Origin of the sequence: Nocardia sp. NBC_01009, from assembly GCF_045208035.1 — a bacterium.
Lineage (GTDB): Bacteria > Actinomycetota > Actinomycetes > Mycobacteriales > Mycobacteriaceae > Nocardia.
Map to the genome: position 1 here is coordinate 7380935 of NZ_CP108695.1, position 26992 is coordinate 7407926.

The 26992-nt window shown below is 65.9% G+C and carries 27 protein-coding genes; 8 read left to right on the top strand and 19 right to left on the bottom strand.

Annotation, left to right across the window (positions count from 1 at the left end; translation table 11 throughout):
- Nucleotides 1-25 precede the first annotated feature (25 nt).
- Nucleotides 26-472 carry an SRPBCC family protein gene (locus OHA42_RS33265; RefSeq protein ID WP_406231824.1) on the top strand — a complete coding sequence of 149 codons (447 nt, stop codon included), beginning with the start codon at nucleotides 26-28 and terminating at the stop codon, nucleotides 470-472.
- A 73-nt stretch (nucleotides 473-545) separates the two neighbouring features.
- Here OHA42_RS33265 and OHA42_RS33270 read toward each other — a convergent pair whose 3' ends face one another.
- Nucleotides 546-1133, bottom strand: coding sequence for a TetR/AcrR family transcriptional regulator (locus OHA42_RS33270; RefSeq protein WP_406231825.1), 588 nt, complete (start codon nucleotides 1131-1133; stop codon nucleotides 546-548).
- Nucleotides 1134-1242: 109 nt separating this feature from the next.
- Here OHA42_RS33270 and OHA42_RS33275 point away from each other — a divergent pair, with 109 nt between their 5' ends.
- The gene (locus tag OHA42_RS33275) at nucleotides 1243-2091 is read left to right on the top strand and encodes an SDR family NAD(P)-dependent oxidoreductase (RefSeq protein ID WP_406231826.1); all 849 of its coding nucleotides are present in this window, start codon (nucleotides 1243-1245) and stop codon (nucleotides 2089-2091) included.
- A 59-nt stretch (nucleotides 2092-2150) separates the two neighbouring features.
- On the opposite strand, the gene gatA is transcribed toward OHA42_RS33275, so the two are convergent.
- Together gatA and gatC are read right to left on the bottom strand one after the other, a co-directional pair.
- A complete protein-coding gene (gatA, locus tag OHA42_RS33280) occupies nucleotides 2151-3677 on the bottom strand; it encodes an Asp-tRNA(Asn)/Glu-tRNA(Gln) amidotransferase subunit GatA (protein ID WP_406231827.1) in 1527 nt (508 codons plus the stop codon).
- A complete protein-coding gene (gene gatC, locus OHA42_RS33285; RefSeq protein WP_406231828.1) occupies nucleotides 3674-3973 on the bottom strand; it encodes an Asp-tRNA(Asn)/Glu-tRNA(Gln) amidotransferase subunit GatC in 300 nt (99 codons plus the stop codon). The genes gatA and gatC overlap by 4 nt, the downstream gene beginning before the upstream one ends.
- Nucleotides 3974-4235: 262 nt before the next feature.
- On the opposite strand from gatC, the gene OHA42_RS33290 reads away from it, so the two are divergent.
- A complete protein-coding gene (locus tag OHA42_RS33290; protein ID WP_364902382.1) occupies nucleotides 4236-4886 on the top strand; it encodes an amino acid-binding protein in 651 nt (216 codons plus the stop codon).
- On the opposite strand, the gene OHA42_RS33295 is transcribed toward OHA42_RS33290, so the two are convergent.
- From OHA42_RS33295 to OHA42_RS33305, 3 genes are all read right to left on the bottom strand, one after another.
- A complete protein-coding gene (locus OHA42_RS33295; RefSeq protein ID WP_406231829.1) occupies nucleotides 4883-5401 on the bottom strand; it encodes a GNAT family N-acetyltransferase in 519 nt (172 codons plus the stop codon). The genes OHA42_RS33290 and OHA42_RS33295 overlap by 4 nt on opposite strands.
- Nucleotides 5402-5494: 93 nt before the next feature.
- Nucleotides 5495-5839, bottom strand: a complete 345-nt coding sequence (locus tag OHA42_RS33300; RefSeq protein ID WP_406231830.1) for a hypothetical protein — start codon at nucleotides 5837-5839, stop codon at nucleotides 5495-5497.
- A gap of 153 nt (nucleotides 5840-5992) precedes the next feature.
- Nucleotides 5993-7237, bottom strand: a complete 1245-nt coding sequence (locus tag OHA42_RS33305) for an ATP/GTP-binding protein (RefSeq protein ID WP_406231832.1) — start codon at nucleotides 7235-7237, stop codon at nucleotides 5993-5995.
- Between the two features lie 281 nt (nucleotides 7238-7518).
- Here OHA42_RS33305 and OHA42_RS33310 point away from each other — a divergent pair, with 281 nt between their 5' ends.
- Complete coding sequence (locus tag OHA42_RS33310; protein ID WP_328404386.1) at nucleotides 7519-7923, top strand: hypothetical protein; 405 nt, start codon at nucleotides 7519-7521, stop codon at nucleotides 7921-7923.
- Here the strand turns inward: OHA42_RS33310 and OHA42_RS33315 are convergent.
- The 6 genes from OHA42_RS33315 to OHA42_RS33340 all read right to left on the bottom strand — a co-directional run bounded on the left by OHA42_RS33315 (nucleotide 7920) and on the right by OHA42_RS33340 (nucleotide 15665).
- Nucleotides 7920-9038 (bottom strand): S-adenosylmethionine:tRNA ribosyltransferase-isomerase, encoded by a 1119-nt coding sequence (locus tag OHA42_RS33315; RefSeq protein WP_406231834.1) that lies wholly within the window; start codon nucleotides 9036-9038, stop codon nucleotides 7920-7922. The genes OHA42_RS33310 and OHA42_RS33315 overlap by 4 nt on opposite strands.
- A complete protein-coding gene (locus OHA42_RS33320) occupies nucleotides 9035-9733 on the bottom strand; it encodes an SDR family NAD(P)-dependent oxidoreductase (RefSeq protein ID WP_406231836.1) in 699 nt (232 codons plus the stop codon). The genes OHA42_RS33315 and OHA42_RS33320 overlap by 4 nt, the downstream gene beginning before the upstream one ends.
- Nucleotides 9734-9894: 161 nt before the next feature.
- Nucleotides 9895-12024 (bottom strand): NAD-dependent DNA ligase LigA, encoded by a 2130-nt coding sequence (gene ligA, locus OHA42_RS33325; RefSeq protein ID WP_406231838.1) that lies wholly within the window; start codon nucleotides 12022-12024, stop codon nucleotides 9895-9897.
- Nucleotides 12025-12129: 105 nt separating this feature from the next.
- Nucleotides 12130-13191 (bottom strand): methionine synthase, encoded by a 1062-nt coding sequence (locus OHA42_RS33330; protein ID WP_406239786.1) that lies wholly within the window; start codon nucleotides 13189-13191, stop codon nucleotides 12130-12132.
- A gap of 121 nt (nucleotides 13192-13312) precedes the next feature.
- The gene (gene mnmA, locus OHA42_RS33335) at nucleotides 13313-14437 is read right to left on the bottom strand and encodes a tRNA 2-thiouridine(34) synthase MnmA (RefSeq protein WP_406231840.1); all 1125 of its coding nucleotides are present in this window, start codon (nucleotides 14435-14437) and stop codon (nucleotides 13313-13315) included.
- Nucleotide 14438: 1 nt separating this feature from the next.
- The gene (locus OHA42_RS33340) at nucleotides 14439-15665 is read right to left on the bottom strand and encodes a cysteine desulfurase family protein (protein ID WP_406231841.1); all 1227 of its coding nucleotides are present in this window, start codon (nucleotides 15663-15665) and stop codon (nucleotides 14439-14441) included.
- 310 nt (nucleotides 15666-15975) lie between these two features.
- On the opposite strand from OHA42_RS33340, the gene OHA42_RS33345 reads away from it, so the two are divergent.
- Together OHA42_RS33345 and OHA42_RS33350 are read left to right on the top strand one after the other, a co-directional pair.
- Nucleotides 15976-16215: a hypothetical protein gene (locus OHA42_RS33345; protein ID WP_406231843.1), complete on the top strand. Its 240-nt coding sequence runs from the start codon at nucleotides 15976-15978 to the stop codon at nucleotides 16213-16215.
- Between the two features lie 228 nt (nucleotides 16216-16443).
- Nucleotides 16444-17106 carry a serine protease gene (locus tag OHA42_RS33350; RefSeq protein WP_406231844.1) on the top strand — a complete coding sequence of 221 codons (663 nt, stop codon included), beginning with the start codon at nucleotides 16444-16446 and terminating at the stop codon, nucleotides 17104-17106.
- Between the two features lie 91 nt (nucleotides 17107-17197).
- Here the strand turns inward: OHA42_RS33350 and OHA42_RS33355 are convergent, their stop codons facing one another.
- The 4 genes from OHA42_RS33355 to OHA42_RS33370 all read right to left on the bottom strand — a co-directional run bounded on the left by OHA42_RS33355 (nucleotide 17198) and on the right by OHA42_RS33370 (nucleotide 21716).
- Entirely contained in the window at nucleotides 17198-17887 is a 690-nt protein-coding gene (locus tag OHA42_RS33355; RefSeq protein WP_406231846.1) for an FHA domain-containing protein, read from the bottom strand.
- A gap of 394 nt (nucleotides 17888-18281) precedes the next feature.
- Nucleotides 18282-19391, bottom strand: a complete 1110-nt coding sequence (locus OHA42_RS33360) for a lysophospholipid acyltransferase family protein (protein WP_406231847.1) — start codon at nucleotides 19389-19391, stop codon at nucleotides 18282-18284.
- Nucleotides 19392-19396: 5 nt separating this feature from the next.
- Nucleotides 19397-20224, bottom strand: a complete 828-nt coding sequence (locus OHA42_RS33365) for a GNAT family N-acetyltransferase (protein WP_406231849.1) — start codon at nucleotides 20222-20224, stop codon at nucleotides 19397-19399.
- A gap of 226 nt (nucleotides 20225-20450) precedes the next feature.
- A complete protein-coding gene (locus tag OHA42_RS33370; RefSeq protein ID WP_406231851.1) occupies nucleotides 20451-21716 on the bottom strand; it encodes an NAD(P)/FAD-dependent oxidoreductase in 1266 nt (421 codons plus the stop codon).
- 111 nt (nucleotides 21717-21827) lie between these two features.
- Here OHA42_RS33370 and OHA42_RS33375 point away from each other — a divergent pair, with 111 nt between their 5' ends.
- Both OHA42_RS33375 and OHA42_RS33380 read left to right on the top strand, forming a co-directional pair.
- Complete coding sequence (locus OHA42_RS33375) at nucleotides 21828-22685, top strand: LysR family transcriptional regulator (RefSeq protein WP_406231853.1); 858 nt, start codon at nucleotides 21828-21830, stop codon at nucleotides 22683-22685.
- Between the two features lie 950 nt (nucleotides 22686-23635).
- The gene (locus tag OHA42_RS33380) at nucleotides 23636-24526 is read left to right on the top strand and encodes an MHYT domain-containing protein (RefSeq protein WP_406231854.1); all 891 of its coding nucleotides are present in this window, start codon (nucleotides 23636-23638) and stop codon (nucleotides 24524-24526) included.
- 187 nt (nucleotides 24527-24713) lie between these two features.
- Here OHA42_RS33380 and OHA42_RS33385 read toward each other — a convergent pair whose 3' ends face one another.
- Genes OHA42_RS33385 through OHA42_RS33395 form a run of 3 tightly spaced genes read right to left on the bottom strand, consistent with a single transcriptional unit; the run spans nucleotide 24714 to nucleotide 26989 of the window.
- A complete protein-coding gene (locus OHA42_RS33385) occupies nucleotides 24714-25145 on the bottom strand; it encodes a hypothetical protein (RefSeq protein WP_406231856.1) in 432 nt (143 codons plus the stop codon).
- Between the two features lie 57 nt (nucleotides 25146-25202).
- Nucleotides 25203-26345 (bottom strand): hypothetical protein, encoded by a 1143-nt coding sequence (locus tag OHA42_RS33390; protein WP_406231858.1) that lies wholly within the window; start codon nucleotides 26343-26345, stop codon nucleotides 25203-25205.
- The gene (locus tag OHA42_RS33395) at nucleotides 26342-26989 is read right to left on the bottom strand and encodes a hypothetical protein (protein WP_406231860.1); all 648 of its coding nucleotides are present in this window, start codon (nucleotides 26987-26989) and stop codon (nucleotides 26342-26344) included. The genes OHA42_RS33390 and OHA42_RS33395 overlap by 4 nt, the downstream gene beginning before the upstream one ends.
- Nucleotides 26990-26992 lie beyond the last annotated feature (3 nt).

Consider the following 26992-nt stretch of genomic DNA (forward strand, 5'->3'; position numbering starts at 1 on the left):
CTGAAACATGTTCTAGTTTTCCCTCATGGCCTTTGTCATCGACGCCTCCGTCGACATCGACGCACCCGTCGACCTGGTGTGGGAGGTGATTACCGATCTCGCCCGCTACGGCGAGTGGAATCCCTTCGTTCCCGAATGCCGCAGCACCCTCGTTCCCGGCGAGCCGATCGACATGCTTGTGCAGGTATCCGGCGCGAAGCCGAGGCGCCAGCGCGAATGGATCCGCTCACACACGCCCGGCCGCGAACTCAGCTACTCGATGAAGCCGGTGCCGCTGGGCACCCTGCACAGCCTGCGGTCCCACGCCGTCACCGCGTTGGACGGCGATCGCACCCGGTACGAATCCCACTTCGAACTCGCGGGCTGGTTCCAGCCCGTGGTGAGCGCCGTCCTCGGCAAGAACCTCGAGCGTGGCTTCACCGGCATGACCGAGGGCATCCGCAAGCAGGCCGAATCGCTGCGCACCCCCTGACAGGCGACGGTCGGGCGCATTCGCCTCGTTGCTCGTCCGGTCCACCCCGAGGTTCCCGCTGCCGACCCGGAATTCAGGCGCTGAGGTGCCCTAGTGCGGCCTCCAGCGTCGCATCGGCGTATGCCTCGGTCAGTCCGGGAAGACCGACCGACCAACGACTTTGGATCGGACCGAGCAAGAGATCGACGGCGAAGTCGAGGTCGACATCGGCGCGTAGCTGACCGGCCCGCACACCCGAGGCGAGCCGCTCCGCGATGGCGGCACGCTGGGGAAGCAGCAGCCGCTCCCGATAGGCCGCGCCGAGTTCCGGGTCCTGCTGGATCTCGATGTACATCGCGCGCAGAAACGCCTCGAACCCAGGATCGGTGAGCTCGACGATCGCGCCGCGCACCAGCTCGCGCAGATCGGCGCGAATGTCACCGGTGTCGGGAAGCACGAGACCGTCCGGGCCGGTATAGAGCTCGAGCATGGCATCGAAAACGACGGCACCCTTCGAGGGCCACCAGCGGTAGATGGTCTGCTTGCCGACCCCGGCGCGGGCCGCGATCGCCTCGACCGTCAGCTTCCCGTAGGGCAGCTCGCGAATGAGTTCGGTGGCAGCGGCGAGGATCGCGGCGCGGGCGCGTTCGCTGCGCCGGGCGGCGCTAGGGGTGTCGACCATGCCTGAACTGTAACAGAAACGAGACGAGCCGTATCGTCTTGACAAGGTCGGATTCGCTTGGCATTCTCTTCAACGAGACGGAGCGTCTCGCGACGAAAGGATCGACACAGTGACCAGAACCTGGTTCATCACCGGCGCCAACCGCGGACTCGGCCGGGCCTTCACCGTCGCCGCCCTCGGCCGCGGTGACCACGTTGTCGCGACCGCTCGCGACCCGAAGTCCATGGCCGACCTCGCCGACGACCGATTGACCGTGCTGCCCCTGGATGTTCGCGACCGCGATCGGGTAATCGCCACCGTGAACCGGGCATTCGAGGTGAGCGGCACCATCGACGTGATCGTGAACAACGCGGGCTACGGCCTCGTCGGCGCCATCGAAGAACTGACAGAGGCCGAGATCCGCGACCAAATGGACACCAATTTCTATGGCGCCCTCTGGGTTTCACAGGCCGCCGTACCACACCTGCGCGAGCAGAAGTCGGGGCACATCGTGCAGATCTCGACGGTCGGCGCGGTCGGCAGCCTGCCGCTGTTCGGGATGTACAACGCGAGCAAATGGGCGCTGGAAGGATTCAGCGCCTCGCTCGCGGACGAGCTGCGGCCACTGGGGATTTCCGTCACCCTCGCGCAGCTGGGCGGCTTCGATACCGACTGGGCGAAGTCGAGCATGAAGTTCGGCTCCGGACTGCCCGCCTACGAAGGGCTCCGCACGGCCATCCTCGGCATGCCGAACTACCCGGACCCGAGCGAACCGCCGCCGCCGCCGGCCGACGTCGAATCGGAGTGGGTCGAGGCGGCGCCCGAAGTGGCCGCGGCAGGACTGCTCGAGCTCGTGAACCTGCCGAACCCGCCGGTGCGCAAGGTAATCGGACCGGGCGCCCACCAGATGGTGGCCATGGCACTGGACCAGCGCCGCCAGGACTATCTCACCGACCCCGAATTCACCTGGCCCGCATGAGAAATAGGGCGGTCGCCCGAACCCCTGAGGGCTCGGGCGACCGCACCGTTTCGTTCTAACTAGCTGATCGGTCCGCGCGCGGCCTCGTAGGCCGCACCGACGCGGTACAAGCGGTCGTCGGCAAGCGCGGGGGCCATGATCTGGAGGCCGACCGGCATGCCGTCGTCCTTGCTCAGCCCGGACGGCACCGACATGGCCGGATGTCCCGCCAGGTTGGTGGGCAGGGTGCACAGGTCCGACAGGTACATGGCCAGCGGATCGTCGACCTTCTCGCCCAGCTTCCACGGGGTGAACGGGCTGGTCGGCGAGACGAGCACATCGACCTTCTCGTAGGCGGTGTCGAAGTCGCGCGCGATCAGGGTGCGAACCTTCAACGCCTGGCCGTAGTAGGCGTCGTAGTACCCGGCCGACAGTGCGTAGGTGCCGATCATGATGCGGCGCTTGACTTCCGGACCGAATCCGGCGGCGCGCGTCGCGGCCATGACCTGCTCGGCGCTGTGCTGACCGTCGTCACCGACGCGCAGGCCGTACCGCATGGCATCGAATCGAGCCAGATTCGACGACACCTCACTCGGCATCACCAGGTAGTACGCGGACAGTGCGTACTCGAAGTGCGGGCACGACACCTCGACCACTTCGGCGCCGAGCTCTGTGAGCACCGCGACCGCCGCGTCGAAGGAGGCGAGCACACCCAGCTGGTAGCTGTCGGAGTGAAGTTCCTTCACCACACCGACTTTCAGTCCGCGCAGATCACCCTTCGCGCCCTCGCGCGCCGCGGCGACCACCGGCGGCACGGCGACCTTACGCGAGGTGGAGTCGCGCGGGTCGTACCCGGCGATCACCTCGTGCAGCAGCGCGGTGTCGAGCACGGTGCGCCCACAGGGGCCGCCCTGGTCCAGCGACGACGCGCACGCGACGAGGCCGTACCTGGACACCGTGCCGTAGGTCGGCTTGGTCCCGACGGTCGCCGTCACCGCGGCGGGCTGACGGATCGATCCGCCGGTGTCGGTGCCGATGGCCAGCGGCGCCTGATTCGAGGCGAGCGCGGCCGCCGAACCACCGCCGGAGCCGCCGGGAATCCGGCTGGTGTCCCACGGATTACGGGTCGGGCCGTACGCAGAGTTCTCGGTGGAGGAGCCCATCGCGAACTCGTCCATGTTGGTCTTGCCGAGAATCGGGATGCCCGCATCACGCAGCCGGGTGGTCAGTGTCGCGTCGTACGGCGAGACCCAGCCCTCGAGGATCTTCGATCCACAGGTGGTCGGCATGTCCGTGGTGGTGAACACGTCCTTGAGCGCCAACGGAACTCCGGCCAGCGGCGAGGCAGGCGCGGCACCCGCGGCCAGCGCGGAGTCCACCGCGGCCGCGGCGCTGAGCGCCTGCTCCCCCGAGACGTGCAGGAACGCGTTGATCTCGCCGTCGGCCGCCGCGATCCGATCCAGATGCGCCTGGGTGACCTCCACCGAGGACACCTCACCATCGTGGATCTTGCCTGCCAGCTCGGCCGCAGACAGCGTGGTCAGCTCGTGCCCACCCGTCTCCCGACCGCCGCCCCTCACCGAATCGCTACGCGATGCTGAACTCATTCGGCCTCTCCCAAAATCTGCGGCACCAGGAACCGCTGCTCTTCGACCGCGGGGGCGCCCGACAGCGCCTGCTCCGGAGTCAGGCATGGCACGACCGCATCGAGGCGGGTCACGTTCGTCGCCGGATTGGGCGAGGAGGTGGCGGGGACATCGGCGGCGGCGACCTCGGAGATGGTCCGCACGTGGCTCAGGATCGAATCCAACTGACCGGCGAACTGATCCAGTTCGGACTCGGACAGGGCGAGCCTGGACAGCCGGGCGAGGTGTGCGACCTCGTCGCGGGAGATGGCGGGCACCGCGGAACCCCTTTCGGCATTGTTGAGCGTGCTTAATAGGCCACGCACAGCCTAGCGACTCGACGGCGGCCCGCTTCCACAGGAGCCGGACGCACGACGACACACCTCGCGTACTAGCGTGACACGCCGCATTCGCACGAAATCGCCGAGTGGTATCGATCACCCGACGGGCTTCGAGTCGATAACCGGCACTCCGGGGTGTAAGTATTGCGTGACCCGGGTATCCGTTCACCACGCTCGGCTGCCAAGGAAAGGAAAGCACGTGTCATACCTGCTCCGCGTGCAACTTCCAGATCGACCGGGAAGCCTCGGTGCGCTCGCGCTCGCACTGGGCTCCGTCGGCGCCGACATACAGTCACTGGATGTCGTGGAGCGTGGGGCAGGCTTCGCGATCGACGACCTCGTCGTCGAGGTGCCGCAGGGCGCGTTGCCCGACACGTTGATCACCGCCGCCGAATCGATCCCCGATGTGCGCGTGGATTCCATTCGCCCGTACTCCGGCGTGCTCGACACTCATCGCGAACTCGAACTGATCGACCAGGTCGCCAGCGCCCGTGACGACCGCCTGCAGGTGCTCGTCGACGGCGTGCCCCGGGTGCTGCGCGTCGGCTGGAGCACCGTCATCGACATGGGTCCGCAGGGCGCCTACCGCGTTGTCGGCAGCCCGAGCGCCCCCGAGACCCAGGCCGGTTCGGCGCCGTGGATGCCGCTCGAGAAGCCCGCCGTCCTGGATCCGGAGGCCGAGTGGGTCCCGCAGATCTGGACCGACATGGACACCAAGCTGGCCGCCGCACCGCTCGGCAACACCGGGAAGGTACTGCTGCTCGGGCGACCCGGCGGCCCCGACTTCCGCCCCTCCGAGGTCGCGCGGCTCGGATACCTGGCCGGCATCGTCGCGACCGTATTGGGTTAGGTCAGCTGCAGGCGCAGCACGGTCAGTTGCTCGCCCGCGGGAGTACACCAATCCCGTTCCGGCACAGGCACGAATCCGAAGCGGTCATAGATTCGGCGGGCATCGACCATGGCGGGCATCGTGGTGAGCACCACCGCGCCGAACGATTCCGTGGTCGCCATCTCGAGCACGGTGCGCACCAACGTTGTTCCCGCGCCGAGGCCGCGCGCCGTCTTCGAGACCGCGAGCATGCGGAACTCGAGTTCCCCCGGTCGAGCGATCTCCGCATACGGTGTGCCGGGCCGAGCCACGGTCAGTGACCCGACAACGCGGTCGCCGTGCGCGGCAACCAGCACCTGCGCCGACGCTGCGCGATGCGTGATGTCGGCAAGCTCCGCAGCATAGGGGCTGTCGGGGACTACGTACCCTTCGCTGACGTACACCTCGACGGTCAGCTCGCCGATGGCGTCGTACTCGTCCGGCCGGGCGGTCCGAACCACGACCTTGTCCTTCACATCCCTACCGGCAGCGTTCATACCGGCATCCTCCCATTCGCCGCCGAGCGTGCTGCGTCACAGCCGAGCGGCAGTGCCGCAGCTCACAGCCTGCGTTCGCGACCCATGCGGCGCTCAGCTGCCGAGGTCGGGCCGCGCGCTCGGGTCGGCGAGCTGGAAGCGTTCCGGTTTGCCCGGCGGGTAGACGACCGACAGATAGTCGCCGATGGACGGCCACTCGTTCGTGTCCCAGACGAAACGGCCGTACACCACCGTGCCGGGGACCGTGGGACCCGTCAGATTGCCGGTGATGGTCACGAACTGCTCGCCGGTGGCGTCGGGGCGTGGGCTCACCCCGGTGAGGTACAGCGCACCCGTTTCGGCCTCTGTGGGCTGAATCCCCCGGCGTCCACGCAGGTAGATCACCAACCAGCCGACCAGTGCGGTGACCATGATCAGCAGCATCCCGAACTCCAGCATGTCAACCATGATATTGGCACTGGGTGCCGCAACCAGCCACGCCACGGCGAGCACGGTCTGTCCCACCGAATCCTGCGATTGCCTCCCCCACGTGCGGTCGACGATCGTGCCACCGATCAGGCAGCGTGATCGACGACCGCACCCGTACAGCAGCTACCGAGCCACGAGCACGCTGGTGCTGTTTTCGGTGCGACGCACCTGCCAGACGGCGGTGCGCGTTCGTTGCGAACGGCCGTTGCCCCGATCGATCAGGGCACGGTTGTTGGTGGTGAAGATCAATTGCGCACCACGGGAATTGGTTTCCGGATTCTGGAAGAGCTGGATCAGACGGTCGGTCTCCTCGGCGGGGAGGTCGGCGCCGATGTCGTCGACGGCAAGCACTCGGCCGGAATCGAGTGCGTCCAACATGGCAGGCAGCAGGCGCAGCAGCGACAGCGTGGCGGTGGATTCGTCGGTGATGTCGAAGGCGTTGTCGATGCCGGCGTGCACCAGGCTCAGGCCGACGCCGCGACGGGCCACCATCCTCGTGTAGAGGGCATCGCGCGCCGACTTCAGATTGCTCAGTTCACGGTCGAGCATGACCTCGGTAATCCCGTTCTCCCGCAACAGATTGTCGGCGTGACCAGGAGAGGAAGCACACAGCTCGAGCTGTTTGGCGGTCCCCGCGATATCGCCGTCCAGATCCCGGAGGTAATCGGCGTACAGCGGGTCGTTCTCCGCGATCAGCAGATCCGTGATGCCGAGATCGGCGGTGCGCAGCAGCATGAGCAATCGCACCGCATTGTCACCGGACGCCGAGACATGGCTGCCGAGTCGGTGGGCGACCGCCGTGGCCGCCGCCGGGCCTTGCTGTACCTCGAGCATCGAGGAGAACCAGCGATAGGCGGGGAAAAGCGCTTCGGCGTACATCTGACCGGCGAGGCTGAGCAACAAGGCATTCGGACGCACCAACGGGATCAGCGCGGCGATGCCGTAACGCGCGGCCTCGAACATCGGCCCGATCTTGATCTGTTCTCCGTTGCGTTCGAACACGATTCGCTTGCGCGAGCGCGGATGCGCATGCAACCACTCCGCCGTGACATCGGCATTGTCCAATTCGAAGCCATAGGTGTACGGGACGCCCTCGGCGACGAAACCCGCCACGAATTCCGAAGGCCGATCGGGGAAGCCGAGATGCGGCGACCGCACCGGCCCCGCATACGGATCCCACCCCGTCACCGAATTCAGCACCGCGTCCCGCATTTGCCCCAGGGCATCGATCAGACTCGTCTTCCCCGCGGCGCTCGCGCCGTGCACCCCGGTCACCGGCACCGCCACCGGCCCGCTCCCCCGGCTCAACCGCAACTCCTGCCGATCCGCCAACGATCTGTGGTTGGTCACCTGAAAACTCCGCAGCATCCCGCCATCCTGTCCTTTCCTCCGCGGCGCCGCGACACCGCCACCTCCGACCGCGCCGCACTTACCCGGAAAATCCGACCGCGGGCGCTGCACTCCAGCATCCGAAATCGCGCTATCGGCGGCCCACACCAGCGGAAACGGTCGATAGCGGCGACCCTGCACGATGCGCACGGATACCGCTCATCGACACCGGATTTCTTGCTTTCTTCGCAGGTACGCGACCCATTCGTGGTGCGGGGAGTGCGCCGGGCGCGTTAGCATGCTGGCGCCACGGTTGCTTCGTGGTGCTTATTGCACCAACTGTTTTGATTGGATGGATAACGATGGAATTGACCGTTCGTCGTCTTGTGGTCCGAAGCTCCATCGTCGCCGCCCTCGGCTTGGGGTCGATCGTCGTCGCTGCTCCTCAGGCCGTCGCCGAGGCGCCGTGCCCGGACGGCACAGCGCGACTCTTCTTTACTAACGAGACAAATACCTGTCAGGGTGGTGGCACGGTCAGTTTCGACGGATCGCCCGCCATCTCCAAGGTGTGCTCGGTGGGGCGGGTCAACGTGATCGTCGACGCGACCATCAAGACAGGCAAGACCAAGACCGCCACCCGGCACCTCGATCTGAGCAACGGTCAGTGCGGGCGAATCGAAATCGCCGGTCAGCTGAACGCCACGGTGACCATCAACCCGTCCTAACGCCGAGCACCACCCGCACCGAAAAGCAGGGCGCTGTCGCCGAACTCGTGCCAGAGGTACGCGGCGTCCAGGGCCGTCGCATAGGCCTCGTGCACGGCCGGTTCGCCTGCCACCGCGACGAGCAGATCCAAGTGCGACGCGCCGGGGGCGTGCCAGCCGGTGATGATGCCGTCGACCGTGCGGGCCGGGTGATCGGGACCGAGGACGAGTTCGGTCCACCCGTGGGCGGGGTGGACCTGCCCGGTGTGGTCCGCGGTGGTTTCCAGGGCTCGCGTCACCGTGGTACCCACGGCAATGATGCGGCCTCCCGCCGCTTTGGCGTCGTTGACTCTGCGCGCGGTCGCGGCGGAGACGGCGAAGCGTTCGGGGCTGGGTGGTTCTCCCGCTTCCGGTGAGGACACCCCGGTGTGCAGTGTGATCGGCGCGATCGCGACTCCGGAGCTCACCAGGTCAAGCACCAGTCGTCGGGTGAACGGCCGTGCCGCGCTCGGCATTTCCGCGCTGCCGGGGATGCGCCCGAAGACCGTCGTGTAGTACGACGACGACCAGCGTTGTGGCACATACGAATAGGTGATCGGGTAACCGTGGCGCTCCAGCAGCCGCTGCGGGTCGCCGGCGAGCTCGGCAATCCATAGTCGGCGCGCACCGGGTAACCATGGCTCGCGCAGGGTGGCCACCACGCCTTCCGGTAGCCGGATCTCGGTGCCTGCGTCCAGCTCTTCCTCGGGTACCGGCGTGCGATCCACGGTGCGCACTTCCACCACCCACCGCCCGGGGCAACCGCCGAAAGTGTCTGCGGCAGTGGTATTCGCGGCGTCGATCACCTGCGTGTCCGGTTCGGCCTGCGCATCGAGCCAGGTGGAGAAGTGCAGTGTGACCGGGTTGCCCTCGATCGTGCCGTCCACGGCCGCGGCCACGGTGGCCGAATTGTTCACCACCACAAGGTCGCCCGGCATCAGGTGCTGTGGCAGTTCGCGAAATCTGGTGTGGGTGAGCCGATCCGCAGAGACCAGCATCCTGACCTCGTCGCGCGCCAGACCGCGCGCCTCCGGCGGTGCGATGGCATTGCGCTCCGGCGGCAGGATGCGCGCCCAGTCGGCGAGAACCGACGTCATCCGGCCACCCCCGTAGCGAAATCGGCTGCCGTATAGCGCCCGTTCTTCGGACGTTCCTCGATCAGCCGCAGCAGCGCGGGGACGACGGTCTCGGGCGCGGGACGATCGGAGATATCGTCACCGGGAAACGCAGCCTGATGCATTTCGGTGCGCATATCGCCGGGATCGAAGGCGTAGATCGACACGTCGGGATGCTCGGCGGCCAAGATGGCGGTCAACTGATCGAGCGCCGCCTTCGACGAACCGTAACCGCCCCAGTCCGGGTACGGCTCGACGCCGGCATCCGAGCTGATGTCGATCGCGACACCGGCGGAGCCGAGCAGCGGCAGCGCGAACTGCAGAACCGCCAGCGGGGCAATGACATTAGTGCGATAAACCCGCTCGAGTTCGTCGAGCGGATAGTCCGCCAGGCGCGGCATCGGGCTCGGACCGAGCCTGCTCGCGTTGTTCACAACGAGGTCGAGGTATCCGATCCGTCGCGCGATATCGGCCAACTCGGCGCGATGCGCCGGATCGGTGATGTCGCCGGCCACCGCGAGCACGGCGTCACCGAGTTCGGCACGCCCGCGTTCGAGTCGGTCGGCGCGGCGGGCGGTGCCGATCACCCGCCAGCCGCGTCCGACCAGTGAACGCGTCAGTGCGAGACCGAATCCTGCGGAAGCGCCCGTGATGAGAGCGGTAGGGCGGTGAACCATGGTGCACTCCTGATAGTTGCCTACCACTCGATCCTCATACCTGAACCACAGTTGAGGTCAAGAAGTGTTCACGGTCGGCACACCAACGCCCCCGAACCGACTACGATCGCGACTGCGACCGTGGCAACGACGGACTGCGACCGCGACGCGACCGACCCGCCCTACTCCTCCGCTACGGCGTCCTCGGTGGCGGTGTCCTGCGCGTCCGCACCCGGCGTGACCACTTCCGGTCCCGCTTCGAGCAACCGCCGGAAGCCGTCCTCGTCGAGGATCGGCACACCGAGCTCCTCAGCTTTCGCGGCCTTCGAGCCGGGGGCCTCACCGATGACCACGAACGCGGTTTTCTTGGAAACCGAGCCGGATGCCTTGCCACCGCGCACCAGGATGGCTTCCTTGGCGCCGTCTCGCGAAAACCCTTGCAGCGAACCGGTCACCACGATCGACAAACCCTCCAGCGTGCGCTCGACGGACTCGTCGCGTTCGTCCGCCATCCGCACGCCTGCGGCCCGCCACTTGTCGACGATCGCGCGGTGCCAGTCGACGGTGAACCATTCCGCCGCCGCCGCGGCGATGGTCGGGCCTACGCCGTCGGCCGCGCCGAGTTCCTCCGCCGATGCGTCCTGAATCCGGTCGAGGCTGCCGAATTCGCGCGCGAGCACCCGCGCCGCCGTCGGGCCGACATGCCGGATGGACAATCCGACGAGCACCCGCCACAGGGGTCGATCCTTGGCGGCCCGCAGGTTCTCCAGCAGCCGTTTGCCGTTCGCAGACAGGCCACCGTTCTTATTGGCGAACAGCGTCGTGGTGAGCAAACGCTCCTCGGTGAGGTCGAACAGATCGCCCTCGTCGGTGATCGCACCCGACTTCAGCAGATCGCCTGCGGCCTCGTACCCGAGCGACTCGATGTCGAAAGCGCCGCGGCCCGCGACATGGAAGACGCGCTCCCGCAACTGGGCCGGACAGAACTGCTGGTTCGGGCAACGGATATCGGCGTCGCCTTCTTTCTGCGGTGCCAGCTCGGTGCCGCACTCCGGGCAGTTCGACGGCATCACGAACTCGCGCTCGGTGCCGGTCCGCGCGTCCACCACCGGGCCGAGCACCTCGGGAATCACGTCACCTGCCTTGCGGATAGTGACCGTGTCGCCGATGAGCACACCCTTGCGCTTGACCTCCGAGGCATTGTGCAACGTCGCCATCGCGACCGTTGACCCCGCGATGAAGACGGGCTCCATCACTGCGAACGGGGTGACGCGGCCGGTGCGGCCGACGTTCACCTCGATGTTCAGCAGCTTGGTCGTCGCCTCTTCCGGCGGGTATTTGTAGGCGATCGCCCAACGTGGCGCCCGCGAGGTCGAGCCGAGGCGGCGTTGCAGCGCCATCTCGTCGACCTTGATCACCTGACCATCGATCTCGTGCTCGATATCGTGGCGGTGCTCGCCCCAGTAGGCGACGCGCTCGATCACCGCGTCGATGCCCTGCACCCGCCTGGTGTGCTCGGACACCGGCAGCCCCCAGGCCGCCAGCGCACGATACGCCTCATGCTGCGAGGCGGGGGTGTATCCCTCGATGCGCCCGAAGCCGTGGCAGATCATGCGCAGCCTGCGCCGCGCGGTCACCGCGGGATCCTTCTGCCGCAGCGAGCCCGCCGCGGTATTGCGCGGGTTCGCGTACGGAGGTTTGCCTTCGGCGACGATGGCGGCATTGAGCGTCTCGAAGTCCGTCAGCCGGAAGTACACCTCGCCGCGCACCTCGAGCAGGTCGGGAATCGGAAACTCGTCGCTCGGCGTCAGCTCGCCGGGGATGTCCTCGATAGTGCGGGCGTTGAGTGTGACGTCCTCACCGGTGCGGCCGTCGCCGCGGGTCGCACCACGCACGAGGCGCCCCTTCTCGTAGACGAGGTTCAGCGCGACACCGTCGATCTTCACCTCGCACAAGTAGTGCAGGTTCGACCCGGTTTCGGCCTCCACCCGGCTCGCCCAGGTGCGCAGCTCGTCGAAGTCGAACACATTGTCCAGCGACAGCATCCGCTCGAGGTGATCGACGGCGGTGAAATCCGTCGCGAACCCGCCGCCGACCAGCTGGGTCGGCGAATCGGGCGTGCGCAGGTCGGGATGCTGCTCCTCCAGAGCCTGCAGCTCCCGCAACAAGGTGTCGAACTCACCGTCGGTAATGATCGGCGCATCGCGCACGTAGTAGCGGAACTGGTGCTCACGAACTTCGTCCGCAAGCCGCTGCCACTCCACCCGCTGCTCTGCCGTCGCCGGGACCGCCGCACTGTCGCTGTCACTCACCCAACGCACATTAGCCGAGCCCACCGACATCTCGATGGCACGTTCCCGCACGTCGCCGCCCCCGATGACGCGATTCCGATCGGGCGGCACGGTGGCGGCCGACGGTCAGTCGAAGGTCAGCGATTCCGGTTCTTCGGCGTAGGCGCGCGCGACTTCCGCGGACACACGCAGTGCGGTACGCGCCCATTCCAGCGGAGCCCCCGCCAATCCGCACGCGGGGCCGATCACCATCCGCTCGGCGAGCGTCTTGCGCGGGAAACCGAGGCGATCGACGAGCCGGACGCCGGGTTCGGCGAAGTCACGCCAGGTCGCCGGCATGGCCGGGGGTGCCGTCGGCACCAGACCGAGAACCAATTGTTTTCCGGTGTCGAGGATTTCGCCGATATGGTCAAGGTCGCGGGTGCCGATGGCGGCCATGTCGAAGCCGATCGCCGCGGCGGCGCTGCCGCGCAGGAAAGCCAGCGCGGGCGCTTCGGCGCAGCTGTGTACCAACACCGGCGCGGATTGTGCGGTGATCACGGCATCCAGTACCGCAAGAGCCTCCGGTTCGGGCAGCGCCCGCACGGTATTCAGAATGCTCGGGCCGCGCAGCGAGCCTTGCAGCACCACGGTCAGCGACGGTTCATCCAGTTGCAGAACCACTTCCGCGCCGAGCCGCTTGCGCACCTCGGACACATGCTGAGCAAGACCCTCCGCCAACGATTCCGAAACATCACGCACCGCACCGGAATCGGTGAGGATACGGTGCCCACCGGGCAATTCCACCTGCGCGGCGAGGGTCAGCGGTCCGGTGGCCTGCACTTTGACGATGCGACCGGTGCCCGCCGAACCCGATGTCTCCCAAGCCTCTTCGAGCGCATCGAGATCCGCTCGCAGCAGGTCCCGTGCGCGCCGGGACGTCGCACCGGGTCGCGGGGCCAGCCGGTAGCCCCGCGTCGTGGTGTCGAATCGCATATCGACGAGCAGGGCGGAAACCCGGCCGAGCATGTCCGCCCCGATGCCGCGCCCGGGCAACTCCACCAGATGCGCCAGATCCGGCAGCTCACCGAGGATGGTGGTCGCCGCCTCGCGTGGATCGGTGCCCGGCCACGAGCCGACGGCCGTCGCAATGCCGCCGGGGATACGCACCAGTTCTTTCGCGTCGACTTCGCCGGCTACCTTGGCGATCTCGCTCACCGTGCCACCTCTGTACGAGGCTCGCGCCTCATCGTGGGTTGCACCCCGGCGCACGCCGGAGTGCCGAAAAGGATGCGTCTGCATGTCGCCTGGTGCCGCGCACCGGCGACGGTCACTGCGTCGCGCTCGCGCCACTCACCGCGTCGGACTCGTCGGCCGCATCGCGCACCGTGCCCGAAATAGTCCCACTGCCGATCACCTGATCGCCGCGGACATCCGGGCGGTACAACACGACCGCCTGGCCACGGGCCACGCCGGTCAGCGGCTCGCGCAGGCGCACCGTCAGTCCGGTACCGACCGCTTCGGCGATCGCAGGGGCCATGCCACCATGGGCACGCACCTGCACGACGCACTCGATCGGCCCGTCCGGCGCTGCGCCGGAGGTCCAGATCGCGCGATCGGCCTGCACGCCCCAGACCTCCAGGTCTTCGGCAGAGCCGACGCGAACGGTGCCCGAGTCGGGATCGATGTCGGTGACATAGCGCGGCTTACCGTCCGCGGCGGGACCTGGCAGGCCGAGGCCTTTGCGCTGGCCGATCGTGAACCCGTGCACGCCTTCGTGATTCGCGAGCACCTGGCCGTCGTTGTCGACGACCGCACCGGGCCGGATGCCGATCTTGGCACCGAGGAACGCGCGGGTGTCACCGGAGGGGATGAAGCAGATGTCGTGGCTGTCGGGCTTGTCTGCCACCGCGAGACCGCGCTCGGCGGCTTCCGCGCGGATCTGCGGCTTCGGGGTGTCACCCACCGGGAACATGGCCCGCGAAAGCTGTTGTGCCGTCAGCACGGCAAGCACATAGGACTGATCCTTGTCGGCGTCGACCGCGCGCCGCAGCACCCCGTCCTCCAGCCGTGCATAGTGCCCGGTGGCCACGGCGTCGAAGCCGAGCGCAACCGCGCGGTCGGCGAGCGCGGAGAACTTGATCTTCTCGTTGCAGCGCAGGCACGGGTTCGGTGTCTCGCCCGCCGCGTAGGCCGCGACGAAATCGTCGATCACGTCTTCCTTGAAGCGGTCGGCGAAATCCCAGACGTAGAACGGAATTCCGAGCACGTCGGCGGCGCGCCGTGCGTCACCGGCGTCCTCCTTCGAGCAGCAACCGCGCGAACCGGTGCGCAGCGTGCCGGGTGTCGCCGACAACGCAAGATGCACGCCGACCACCTCGTGACCAGCGTCGACGGCACGTGCCGCCGCCACCGCCGAGTCCACACCACCACTCATCGCGGCGAGTACTCGCATATCAGACACCTCCCTTCGCACCGGCCAGACCCGCGGCCCTGGCCCGTTCAACCACCTGGGGCAACACCCTCGTCAACGCGTCCACATCGGCGCGGGTCGAGGTGTACCCCAACGAAAATCGCAAAGAACCACGGGCCTGCCACGGCTCGACGCCCATGGCGATCAGCACGTGGCTCGGCGAGGCAACGCCCGCATTGCAGGCCGACCCGGTCGAGCACTCGATGCCGGCCGCGTCCAGCAGCATCAGCAACGAATCGCCTTCGCAGCCGGGGAAGGTGAAGTGCACATTGCCTGGCAGTCGCTGCTCGCCTGCGGGGCCGTTGAGCACCGCATCGGGCACCATGTCGCGGATCCGCTCGATCAGCTCGTCACGCAGTCCGGTCAATTCGATGGTGCGCGTCGGTAACTCGGCCACCGTCTGGCGCAGCGCGGTGGCGAGCCCGACCGCCGCCGCTGTATCCGAGGTGCCCGAACGCAGATCGCGTTCGTGCCCGCCGCCGTGCAGCAGCGGCACACACGGCACCTTCCTGCCGAGCAGCAACACCCCGACGCCGTGCGGCCCGCCGACCTTGTGCCCGGCGAAACTCGCCGCCGAGAGGCCGCTCGCGCCGAAGTCGATCGGCAGCTGAGCGGCGGCCTGGATGGCATCGCTGTGCATCGGAACACCGAATTCCTGTGCGACAGCAGTCAATTCGCGGATCGGCTGAATTGTCCCGACCTCGTTGTTGGCCCACATGAGGGTCACAAGCGCGACCTCGTCGACATGTTCGGCCAGCGCCGCCCGCAGCGTACGCGGCGAGACGACGCCGTCGCCGTCCACCGGCAGCCAGGTCACCTGTGCGCCCTCGTGCTGCTCGAGCCACTCGACGGTGTCTATGACCGCGTGATGCTCGGTCGAGCCCACGATGATCCGCGTCCGCCGCGGATCGGCATCGCGCCGGGCCCAATAGATGCCCTTGATCGCCAGATTGTCGCTCTCGGTGCCGCCCGAAGTGAAGATCACTTCAGAGGGCCTGGCGCCCAGATCCGCGGCGATGGACTCCCGCGCCTCCTCCAGCAGCCGCCGCGCCGCCCGCCCCGAACTGTGCAGCGACGACGCATTGCCCGTCAGCCCGAGAGCAGCCGTCATCGCCTCGATGGCGGCAGGCAGCATCGGTGTGGTCGCCGCATGATCGAGGTAGACCGTCTTGGGCGCACCGTTGAGCTGACCCGAAAAACCCGACTTCATGACCGATAAAGCCTATCCCAGCCTTGACCTGCAGATCTTGGGGGTATCCCCCGCTGTCTCCGATGTGTCCACGTTTCACCTACGATCCGCAACCCGCCGGCCACCTTCCGGTATTCCCGGAGCCTGCGCCGCAGCTTCTTCGCAGTCACCCCTGATTCCGACGACGACCTCGGTTCCACCCGAGGTGTGAGTGTTTCCAACCCGCGGGAGGAAGATCGCCCGCGCACTCTACGAGCAGAGTTGGTGGTGTTCACATGGGGCAGCCTTCAGGGAAGAGGGCGACCCGGAAGCGCTCACTTAAGGAAGCATCATGAACACGACCAAAATCCGCGTAGCCGTGGCAGCGGTGGCGCTCGCACCGATGATCGCCATCGGCACCGGCGTTGCGACCGCAGCACCGGCCGAATCCCCGCTGCCTGTTCAGGTGGCACCCTCGGAGCCAGTCCCCGTACAGGTCGAACCTGCCGTCTTGTGGTGGAACCCCTTCCTGTGGTGGACCTGCTTCGTCCCGGGGGTCTTCCCGTTCTTTACGGGTATCTGCCTTGTGTGACCCGCTCGACAGCATCACAACAATGCAGACAACGCCGCGCGTCACACACCCGATCGTGTGGTGACCGTCATACTGTCGTCACTACGACGCAACTCCAACCAGATTCCATGCCAAAGAACACCTGACGACGGGGCCTGACGCCACGGTGGCGACAGACCCCGTCAAGGAAATGTGCAGACGTTATTCGCGCCGCACAGGATAGTCGCGGCCCGGACGATTGGATTGGACATGTTCATGAAACTCGCGAGGGCTGCCGTTGCATGTGCAGCGGGCGCAATGCTGGTCGGAGCACAAATAGGCACCGCGCATGCGGCAGGTCCGTCGATGCTGGGCGGCGGCTCCGGCCTGGTCGTCGGCGACCAGGGCATATGCACACTCACCACGATTGGGCACGATGCCGCAGGTCGGCTGGTCGGGCTCACCGCAGCGCACTGCGGTGAGGCGGGTACCGAGGTCGCCGCCGAGGCCAACCGTGACGCAGGCACAGTCGGCACCTTCGCCTACACGTACACCGAGATGGACTACGCCGTCATCGAGTTCGATCCCGGCAAGGTCGTGCCCGTGAACCGCGTGGGCAACACGACGATCACCGGGTTGGGCGGTCCGGCACAGTTCCCGGATATCGCCTGCAAGCAGGGCTACACCACGGGCCAAACCTGCGGACTGACCTACGGAGATGTGTTCGGATCCAACACCTGGACCTGGACGCAGATATGTGTCCTTCCCGGTGACTCCGGCGGGCCGGTCACGGTCGGAACAACGCTCGTCGGCATGGTCAACGGATATCTGACCGTGCCGTGCCTCGGACCGCAGCTCGGCGGGACAATGGCCGCCATCATCGACGACGTCAACGCGCGCGGTGGCGTCGGCGCAGGTTTCCAACCGATCTAGCTGGAGACCGTATCGACCGAGAGGAGTTGCTGCTCGGCACCGCTGTGATGGGGCCGTGAACCGACATCAACGACACACTCCGGCCGGAGTCCTACCCCTCGTGATTGACAATCACGCCGCACGCGATGGCACGTTCGACCACAAGCACGCGTTTTTGGTTCTGTGGCAGGTTTTCGACCTGGAATATTTTGAATATTGCCCGTAGGTGGGTTTTGACCGTGGCCACGCTCAGGCACAGATCGTGTGCAATCTGCCAGTTCGACGCGGGGTAGCTGTAAGTAGTCTGAGCATCGCTGGGGCGGCACAGCGCCTCCAGAACCAGATACTGGGCGTCGGTCAGGTCATTCCGGGTCGGCAGGCTGATCGGGACAATCGTTATTTCGCCTTCGGGCGGGTGGCCGTCGGTGAAGATGAACACCGATTCTCCGATGCGGACCGTATCGCCGGAGTTGAGTATCCGGCGCCCTCCGATGCGCTCGCCGTTGACGAAGGTCCCGTTCGTCGACATCCCGTTGTCGATGACGACCCAGCAGTCCGACACCCGCTCGATGATGGCGTGCAGTCGCGACACAGCCGCGTCGGCGGTCACAGTGATGTCGGCTGCCTTCGACCGACCGATCGTGACACCGGGCTCGTCGGGATCGAGTGGAATCTCGCGCCGAATTCCGTGGCCGACACGGTGGGACAGCATGGCACCGTCAGCCGACTGTTGCTGCGCACGCTCGCCGGCCACTGAGTACGGTTCGTAACGCAGCGCCTGTTGTCCGTGCGAGGTGGACATGATGCGTCGTCCCAATCCGAGGTACGTCATGAACTGTAGGCACCGTTCCGATTAACTAAGAATGCGCTATCCCGCCGCTGATTGCACTAGTTTCAACTACTTCGGTGTATAAGCGGGGGTGTGCTCATGCCCCGGGTCTCATTTCAGGGCTTCGTCCGAACCACGGGTGCGGTTACCAAGTGCCATGTTGATCGGTCGGTCGCGAGTGTGAGCCCGCGTAGGCACGCCACTTCCAGGCAAATCGGCGATCGATCACCCGCCGCGTGAACAGATCGGCCAGATTGGCGACCACGGCCCGTGGAACTGACCACGGCCCGTGGAACTACCGAATCCCGATACCGAGTTCAATTCCAGCAAACGATAGCCGCCGACGATTCGCCCTTATCCCGACCGATCAGCGGACGCGGCCATCCGGCGTGACGGCGGTGTACTTCGGCGTGTTCGCACCGGTGCCCGCCGTTTCCGCGGGATCGGACCCGATCCGTGGATCGGCCGCGTCGACCCGGCGCGGAGAGCTCCGCCGGAAGGGGCGCAACCGTCGAGCAGGCCGGTTCAGGACCTCGGGTGCGGCCACCGAGAGCTCCGGATCTTGGACGCGCGTGGCACCTGCCTCGATCCATTCCTGGGTGGCGAGCACCCCGTGGCGTGATTGTTCGGTGCCGCGCACCGCGAGTTCGCAGCGGCGAGCCAGATCGCGTCGGTCCAGGCCGGGGTACTCGACGGGCTCGAGCACTACCTCGGCCACCATGCCTGCGGACTTGAGGACTCGCTTCGCGGAGCTGCCGAAGGTGTCTTCTCCGACGAAGCCGGGGACCGTGGACTGTGCGCCGTGGCGGTCCACGTAGCGCAGCCGGACCGGCTGGACCGAGCTACCGGTGTCGATCGCGGCCTGGAACAGGGCGGGGCGCAGGGTGCCGTAGGCGCGGCCACACCAAGTGGTTCCCTCGGGGAAGACTGCGACTCGGTCACCGGCCGCGAGGCGCGCGCCGAGACGGGCGACCACGCCGGGGAGTTCACGTAGCCGCTCGCGTTCGATCGGGATGACGCGCATCAGCTTCGCCAAACCGCCGAGCACCGGCCACTCGACCATGTCCGCGCGCGCCACGAATCCGAGGGGCTGTACTGCGGCCATCACGACCACGTCGGTCCAGCCGATGTGACCGGCGACGATCAGCACGCCCTCGCCACGATCGGCGAAACGTGCGTCGGACGACGCACTGTGTGCACCGGAGGTCGTCACCCGGTTGTCGACAACGCGCAATTGCATGCCGAGACAGCCGAGCAGCATGCGCGCGTAGCGCCGCTGGAGCTGCTCACGCCTGCCCCGCGGGGTGGCGACGTTCACCACCGGGAAGCTGACCAGCAACCCGGCCACGCCGAGCAGCCGGGCGATGACCCGGCCGGTCCCGACCTCATCGATCTGCTCGATGCAACCGGGCCCGCATGGGCTCGACGGCATCCACGCGTGTGCGGTGTGCTGTGCGGGCGGCGCGTCGAACACCATGTACCTCACCGCCCCCCGTCGAGTGCGTTCGCGGCATCCTGTAATCGATTCAGGTAGCGGGTGTTGATCGTGTCGAGCCCGAGCAGCGCGACGAAGTCGGCGACCGCGAAATCGGGATCGTGGGCGGGCTCGCCGCAGATCTCCGCGCCGAGGCGCAGGTAGCCGCGCAGCAGTGGCGGCAGCTTGGGCCGCGACGGCGGCGTCATCTCGTCCAACGTGAGACCGTCGACGACCACCGGCCGGTGGGGATGCACCCGCCGTTCCGGATCGGAGCCGTGCCTGCCGAGCAGCATGTCCCTGACACCGCGCACGTTCACCCCGGCCGGGTCGGCGGGGGTGTCCTGCATCGGCACGGACACGCAGCCCATCACCCATTCGTATCCGGTGAGCTGGATGTAGTGCAGGATGCCCGCCCACATGAGGGTGAGCACCGAGCCGTTGCGGTGATCGGGCACCACACAGGCGCGCCCCATCTCCACGATCCGGTTACCCTCCGGATCGAGCTGGCTCAGATCGAATTCGGTGGCCGTGTAGTACCCGCCCGCGGCGATCACCTTGTCCGGCGGCAGCATTCGATAGCACCCGACGAACTGCTCGGTGACATCGTCGTGGACGAGCAGGTGATCGCAGTACTCGTCGAATCGGTCGGCGTCGAGGCCGGTGCCGTTGTCGGGAATCCGGAAGCCCGGCTCGCCGGCGAACACGCCGTAGCGCAGCCGCTGTGCCGCCGTGCGGTGCTCGGCGTCGGAGGAAACGACCAATGAATACCGGGACCGCTCCACCCCGGATTCCGTCTGTCGAGCCGGGGCAGTCAACACGGACGAAATAGTCATATCCGTGATGAAGCCAGCCCGAAACTGCGTCGGAGCAACCTCGAAGTGTCGCGTCGATGCCGGTTCGGTGAACGCGATGATGGTCACACCGACCGTTCACCAGACGGTCGTATTTCGTTCCCGCCCCCGCATCCGAACCGCGCCTTGTGCCTGCTCGACGACCTATCGAGCACAGAAAATCGCGCTGCCCCATGAGCTGGGACAGCGCGATTGTCATAACGTGTGGTCAGGCGGCGGTGCGTTCCAGAGTTCGCACCGGAGTCCGCTCCACCTCATCGAAGCCGGGGCGACCCGTCCCGATGAACGCGACGAGCCACGAGGCCACCGCCGCAAAGCGGTTGCGGAAGCCGACCAGATACAGCAGGTGTACGGCAAGCCACATGAACCAGGCGATCACGCCGCGGAAGGTGATGCGGTCGTTCAGCTTCACCACCGCGCTGAACCTGCTGATCACCGCCATGCTGCCCTTGTCCCAGTACTTGAACGGGGTGCCCGGCCGGTGCTTCCTGCGGATGATGTCGGCGGCGTGCCTACCCTCCTGCATGGCGACCGGCGACTGCCCGGGGTAACCGTTGAGCGAGGTCATGTCGCCGATGGCGAAGATGTCGGCGTGGCCGCCGACAGTGAGGTCAGGGTTGATCAAAAGCCTTCCGGCCCGGTCGGTCTCGACGCCGGTGGCCTCGGCGAGGATGGTCGCGAAGCCGCCCGCCTGCACGCCCGCCGACCAGACCACGGTCTCCGCCGCGATCCTGCGCTCGACGCCGTCGGTGTCCTTGACCGTCACCTTGCCGAGCTCGATGTCGGTCACGAAGGTGCCGACCAACACCTCCACACCACTCTTGGTGAGCGACTTCTTCGCGTAATCCGAGAGCCCGCCGCCGAAGGGCGGAAGCACCTCACCGGCGCCCTCCACCAGGGTTACCGAAACTTCCTGGTGGTAATGCCTTTTCGCGAGTTCCTTCAGCTGACCGGCGACCTCGACGCCGGTCGCGCCCGCGCCGACCACCACAAAGCTGAGCAGCCTGTCCCGCGTCTCCTCGTCCGCGCCCGCGGCCTCGGCGAAGACCCGCTCGATCTGGGCGCGAAGCAGTCTCGCGTCGTCGATGGTCTTGAGCGAGAAAGTCTTGTCGGCGAAGTCGTCGCGCCCGAAGTAGGACTGCGAGGCCCCGGTGGCGGCGATCAGCGAGCCGTATCGGATCTGCCGACGCACCCCCTCGTGCTCGTAGGTGAGGATCGCAGTGGCAGGCTCGATGCCGACCACTTTGCCGAGCCGGACGTCGGCCTCCCGATGTCGTCGCAGCACCGAGGCGATCGGCGGCGCGATCTCGCCGGAAGCCAGCACACCCGTCGCGACCTGGTAGAGCAGTGGCTGGAAGAGATGTTCCGACGTGCTCGAGATGAGTACGTAGTTGATACCCGATTTGGCCAATTGCTTAGCGGCGGCAAGCCCCCCGAATCCCGATCCAACGATGACAACATCTGCGTGTTCCATGACAGCCTCCTTCTCTCATTACCAACCGTCATTCGAAGCGCAGATATTTCACGTGTTCAGGCGCATAATGTAGATGACTCTTATCTTGATCGCTCATGAATTGGAGATGACGTGGAGCTTCGCCAGCTCACCTACTTCGTCGCAGTCTGCGAGGAGCTCAGTTTCAGCAGAGCCGCCGCGCGCTGTTACATCTCACAATCGGCGATCAGCCACCAGATCGCCCGGCTGGAGCGCGACCTCGGGGTGCAACTCTTCGAACGCTCGACCAGGGCCGTCGTGCCAACCGACGCGACCATGCGGCTACTTCCCCTGGCTAAACAGATGCTGAGCCTGGAATCCGCGATCCGCGCCACGGTGCGGACGTCGGGGCACCGCATCCGGCTTGCAGCGAACATGTCCTTCGCGACGCGATCCCTCTCGGCGATCGCGGGCGCCCGCGCCGCGCACCCCGACGCCGAGATCGAGTTCGTGATCAAGCCGTTCCGCCAGCGGATCACCGCCGTGGCCGACGGCGACTGTGACCTCGCGCTCATCCGCGGCAGCGTCGATGAGCCGGGTCTCGCCGTCGAGAAGCTCTGGGTCGAGGATCTGGTCATCGCCACTTCGGCAGCCCATCCCCTGGCGACGTGCGAGCAGGTGACGCTGGCCGAACTCAGCTCCTACCCGCTACTGCTGCCACCGGAGCAGGAACAGGTGTTGCTGCACAACGTCATTCGGGCCGCATTCGCAGACCTGTCCGCAGGACCCACGTACGGACCGCCGATTCCGCCCGACCACACCGCGACCATGGAGCTGATCAATCGACCAGAGGCGTGGACAGTGCTCTATGCCGACAGCCCGACCGAGGGGCTCGTTGTGCTGCCGCTGGCCGAGCACCGGCTACGGATACCCGTCTCCGCCGTACTACGCAGCGACACCCGGCGGTCGGCGATTCTCACTACCTTGTTGACGGGGCTGCATCGGTGTTGACCAGGCGTTCTCGCTAGCGAAGCGCTGCGCACCGATGACCATCGACACCACCGTGACTCCGCTGTCGAGATAATCTCCGAGGCATCGAAGTCACCCTGGAACGGCGCCCGCCGCATCGGCGGTGCACGAGAACGGATTTGCCTTCGCCCGACCCGATGGGCGCGCGATTTCGCGGTACTGATGCCGGTTGCGCGTCCGGGCTTGCGATCGACGGAGTCAGCGCGCCTGACGTCGGGCGACATCGATCGGCCTGCCGGACAGATCATTGTGCGGGGCAAGGTATCTCGCGAGGAGGGCTGACACAGGCCTGATTTACGTGAAGCACGTGAGGGTTACAGACACTCCCGCGCGCTGAACCTACCAGTGCCGCGTCGAGGAACGCAGGGCAGGAAATCGGGTAGCCGGATTCCGGAAGTGGGATACCTTCACAGCCGGTGGCTTCGGCGACGAATTCTGGTGGCAGCCACCAAACGCACGTTGGGCTTCGGTCGTGTCGGTCCATTGCTGAATCCTCGTTCTGCTGCGGCTGTCCGTTCGGCGCCCGTCGAAGGCGAAGGCGCGCAAGGAATTCGCGATCGCGCGAATGGTCGCTGATGGATTGCTGTCGTCTGGCAAATTGCGTTGCCGGTACTTAGCGCGTGGATCTGGCGTAGGGCCCCGTTGTGGCTGCGCACCCGCTACCGACGACGGACCGCAGACGTAAGTGCGAACCATCGACCCGGCGGGCGCTGAGTCTCATGGCGATCCATGGCACCGCTACGGCCGCGAGATCGGAATAAACTCCCAAGACAACCGCCTTCGTTGCCTCGAACCGAGTTGCAGCTCCGGCCAGGGCGCGCGCAGCGCAATCACGCAATGTGAAATTTGCATAATGCAACTCTCGACGAGTTGCGCTATCGTCGCAGTCGATTTGCTGGCAAGAAGCCGGTTATTGGCCACGGAGCGGACGCGTGCTGGAACTCGATCACTTCAGTAACGGGTGGGTGACCCCCGTTCTGGCTTACATCATGTCCGTCGCCGGATCGATGCTCGGTCTTCGATGCGCGGTGCACGCCCGATCGTCGTACTGGCCCGCAGGCTGGCTCATCGCCGCGGCGATTGCCCTGGGTGGCGCCGGTATCTGGGTCATGCATTTCACCGCGATGCTCGGCTTCTCCATCCACGGTGGAACCATCCGTTACGACGTGCCGATGACGCTACTCAGCGCGGCCGTGGCGATAGTGGTGGTGTGGATCGGGCTGTCGGTCGTCGTGCGCTGGCGACGGGAAGCCCTTGCCCTGCCGATCGGCGGCGCAATCACCGGGCTCGGCGTGGCCGCCATGCACTACCTGGGCATGCATGCGATGAACACCGATGTGACCGTCGGATACAACCTCGGAACTGTTGCGGTGTCGCTCGTGATCGCTGTGGTCGCGGCGACCGCGGCGCTATGGTTCATGCTGCACGTCAGTGGCCTCCGCGCAACGATCGGCGCGGCGCTGATCATGGGCCTCGCGGTGTGCGGCATGCATTACACCGGAATGGCGTCGATGCACGCCCAGCACGTCGGGAAGCATGCCATGCCCCCCGACGGCGCCGATCCCATGCAGCTGATCACACCGCTGATCATCACCGTCACCGTGATCACCATCATGTTGGTCGCTGTGGTTGGGCTGGCCGAACTCGACGAACTCAGCAAGCCTGATCCACTCCCCGTACCTGCCCGGCCCGCTTCTGCCCAGCCCGGATCCGCCCAGTTCGGGTCCACCCGGCGCAAATCCACGACGCTGGCAACCGCTCCCGCTGATCTGCCCCGAAGCGGCCGCGAGTGGCCGCGGCGAGAAATGCCGGATCAGCGCTGACTCCTCGTCGCCACAGCCGGTCCGGGCGCCGCGACGCTCATGCGAACGAAGGCACGGCTGAACCGCTCCTGACGAGCGGTGATCGGTAGGCCGCCATCCAGAGTCGTCGACACCGACCCATTCGAAGGCTGCCGATTTCGTCGACTTCTCTGCCTGCAACCCATGGCATCTGGTGCCGGCCGATCACCTACCAACGGAGAGTGGGCCCCGATCGTTTCCGATCAGAGCCACCATCTTCGGGTGAAGGATGTGTCAGCGCTTGTGCGCGTGCACTGCCTCGGTCACCGATGTTGATCAGGCGTTCTCCCGCGCGAAGCTGCGCGCGGCGAGCACCATCAACACCACCGCGACCAACACCGTGAGCCCGCTGCCGAGATACACCTCCGAGGCGCCGAAATCGCCACGGAACAGCGCCCGCGCGGCATCGACGGTGTGCGACCTTGGCGATGTTCTGCAACCAGGTCAGGCCGAGGGTCATGGGCAGCAGAATCCCCGACAGCAGCATGAGCGGAACAGTGATGCTGTTGAGCAGCCTGCGCTGACCGCCGGAGAGCTGAGCGCACTTGCGACCACCGAGCCCGTCCAGCTCCAGCGCCGTCATCAACTCCTCGGTTGCCATGTATGTCGAACATGGGCAGGCGGAGACCACGGGTCTCGACCGCACGAACGATCTGGCCTAACGGAGCGCTGTCGACACCGTTAGATCGCGCCGCCGTACGGCAGGAAGGAAGTAGTCGCTGAGGTTGTCGGGACTTGGACCGTCACCGCCGAGTAGCGACAGCGGCAGAATCAAGGAAAAATACAGGTCCATAAACCAGACTTTTGTCAGTCTGCCGTACGACGGAAATGTTCCATCGTCGGGCCGTATCACGCACAGGCCGAAAAGAGCCTTCCCGACAGTCGTATGAAGCGCTCCCTGGACGAGGACTCGATCGGCAAAGGAAGTTGTCAGCCACACGCCCACAGCGACACCACCGACGGCGGCAATATGCCCTCTTCCCAGGACGAGAATCGCAGCGGCACTTCCGAAGTGCAAGGTCCAGTCGGTTGCGAATGCGAGTACTCGACGTAGAGCGCGAGGTGATGGATACCGGGCATCCCCTTTACTGCCGTGTCGAATCACATCTTCCGCTGCTCCCGCCGCAGGCTTGATCAGCACGTGGCCGTGCCTGTCTCGCGTCAAGTCAAAATCTTGCCCGTGCGGCGTGCGAGCATCCGATACAGCGGGCACGTTGAACGTAAATTGCGGGGGTTTTCGCGAACGCGAGACATATGCGTATCCAAGATCTGTTCCGCCGCGCCTGGAGATCACTCCGTACTTGACTGGATCGCCAGCAAACCAGATTTCGTGAGTCTTGTGATCCACAAACTTGCCGATATCCTTCGGCCATGTGCTGAGTAGCAATGTAGAAACACCCTCGCCCTGATGCCCGAGGAGTGTCACCCACTCATGCCTACCTGCTCGGATATAAGTGATACGCCAGGACGTCCATGGATGACGGCGTAGCGCCTTTCTCCTTCTAAAATTCATCCAAACGATGACGACGCCGAACACTGTGCCCAGGATGGCTACAACACCAGATACTCGGCCGGCTAGCGAGCCCAACTTGCTCAAACCATGCGTGTCGGGTTTGTCGTACAGAGTGACGAGCACAATTGTCATCGGGATACATACCAAGCCGACCAGCAGAAACACCCAGCTGAATACGGCGTTCTTCCGCAGCTTCGACCGGGTCGCCGGCCAATCGAACGCGCGTATCAATGTAAGCGCGGCAGCGTCGTCTCGTGTGCCGAAACCACTGCCTGAACGAATTGTCATAGGTCCAGACTCCATGTCGCGGACGTCGCGTCTGCGAACTCGAGCGAAGCGGCCATAGTGAACACCATCGGGCGATATTCGGGACCGTGCGACACCGAGGTTGTCGAGAGTTCGATTACCGCAACAGTAGTACCGTCATCAGATGGCACCAGTCCCTCGATCTGGAAGGCTGGGACGCTGTCGCCCGGCCCCTGCGCATCTGCAAGATTCGGTGCAGGGTATGTTCGTATGCCCTCAGCGAACAGCGCAGGACGGCCAGCGATATCAACGGTTTCGACAACCCACGGAACCGCTTCCAATAGTTTCGCCTCCACAAGGTCCCGAATGACGAGGCGAGGGTTCTGTGGTCTTCCATAATCGATAGACGAAACCGTGAGCCATGACGTTATCGGTTCGCCGCCGGAGGAGACGTGTCTGCCGATTCCGCAATACACCGCATTCTTCGTCGCCAGCATCTCGAGCAGGAACTTCAGTATCCCGATCACGTTCGGCACACTGCCTTCGAGATCGTCAGGAACTGCGGCTGCAATCACTGGCTCCGCCGCTTCCATGACGTTGCCGATATTAGACAGCGGCATACCATAGTAGCCAGATGGCACGTCAGCCGCGATCATGTACTCGGGGCCGCGGTTGGTCGAATTCATGAT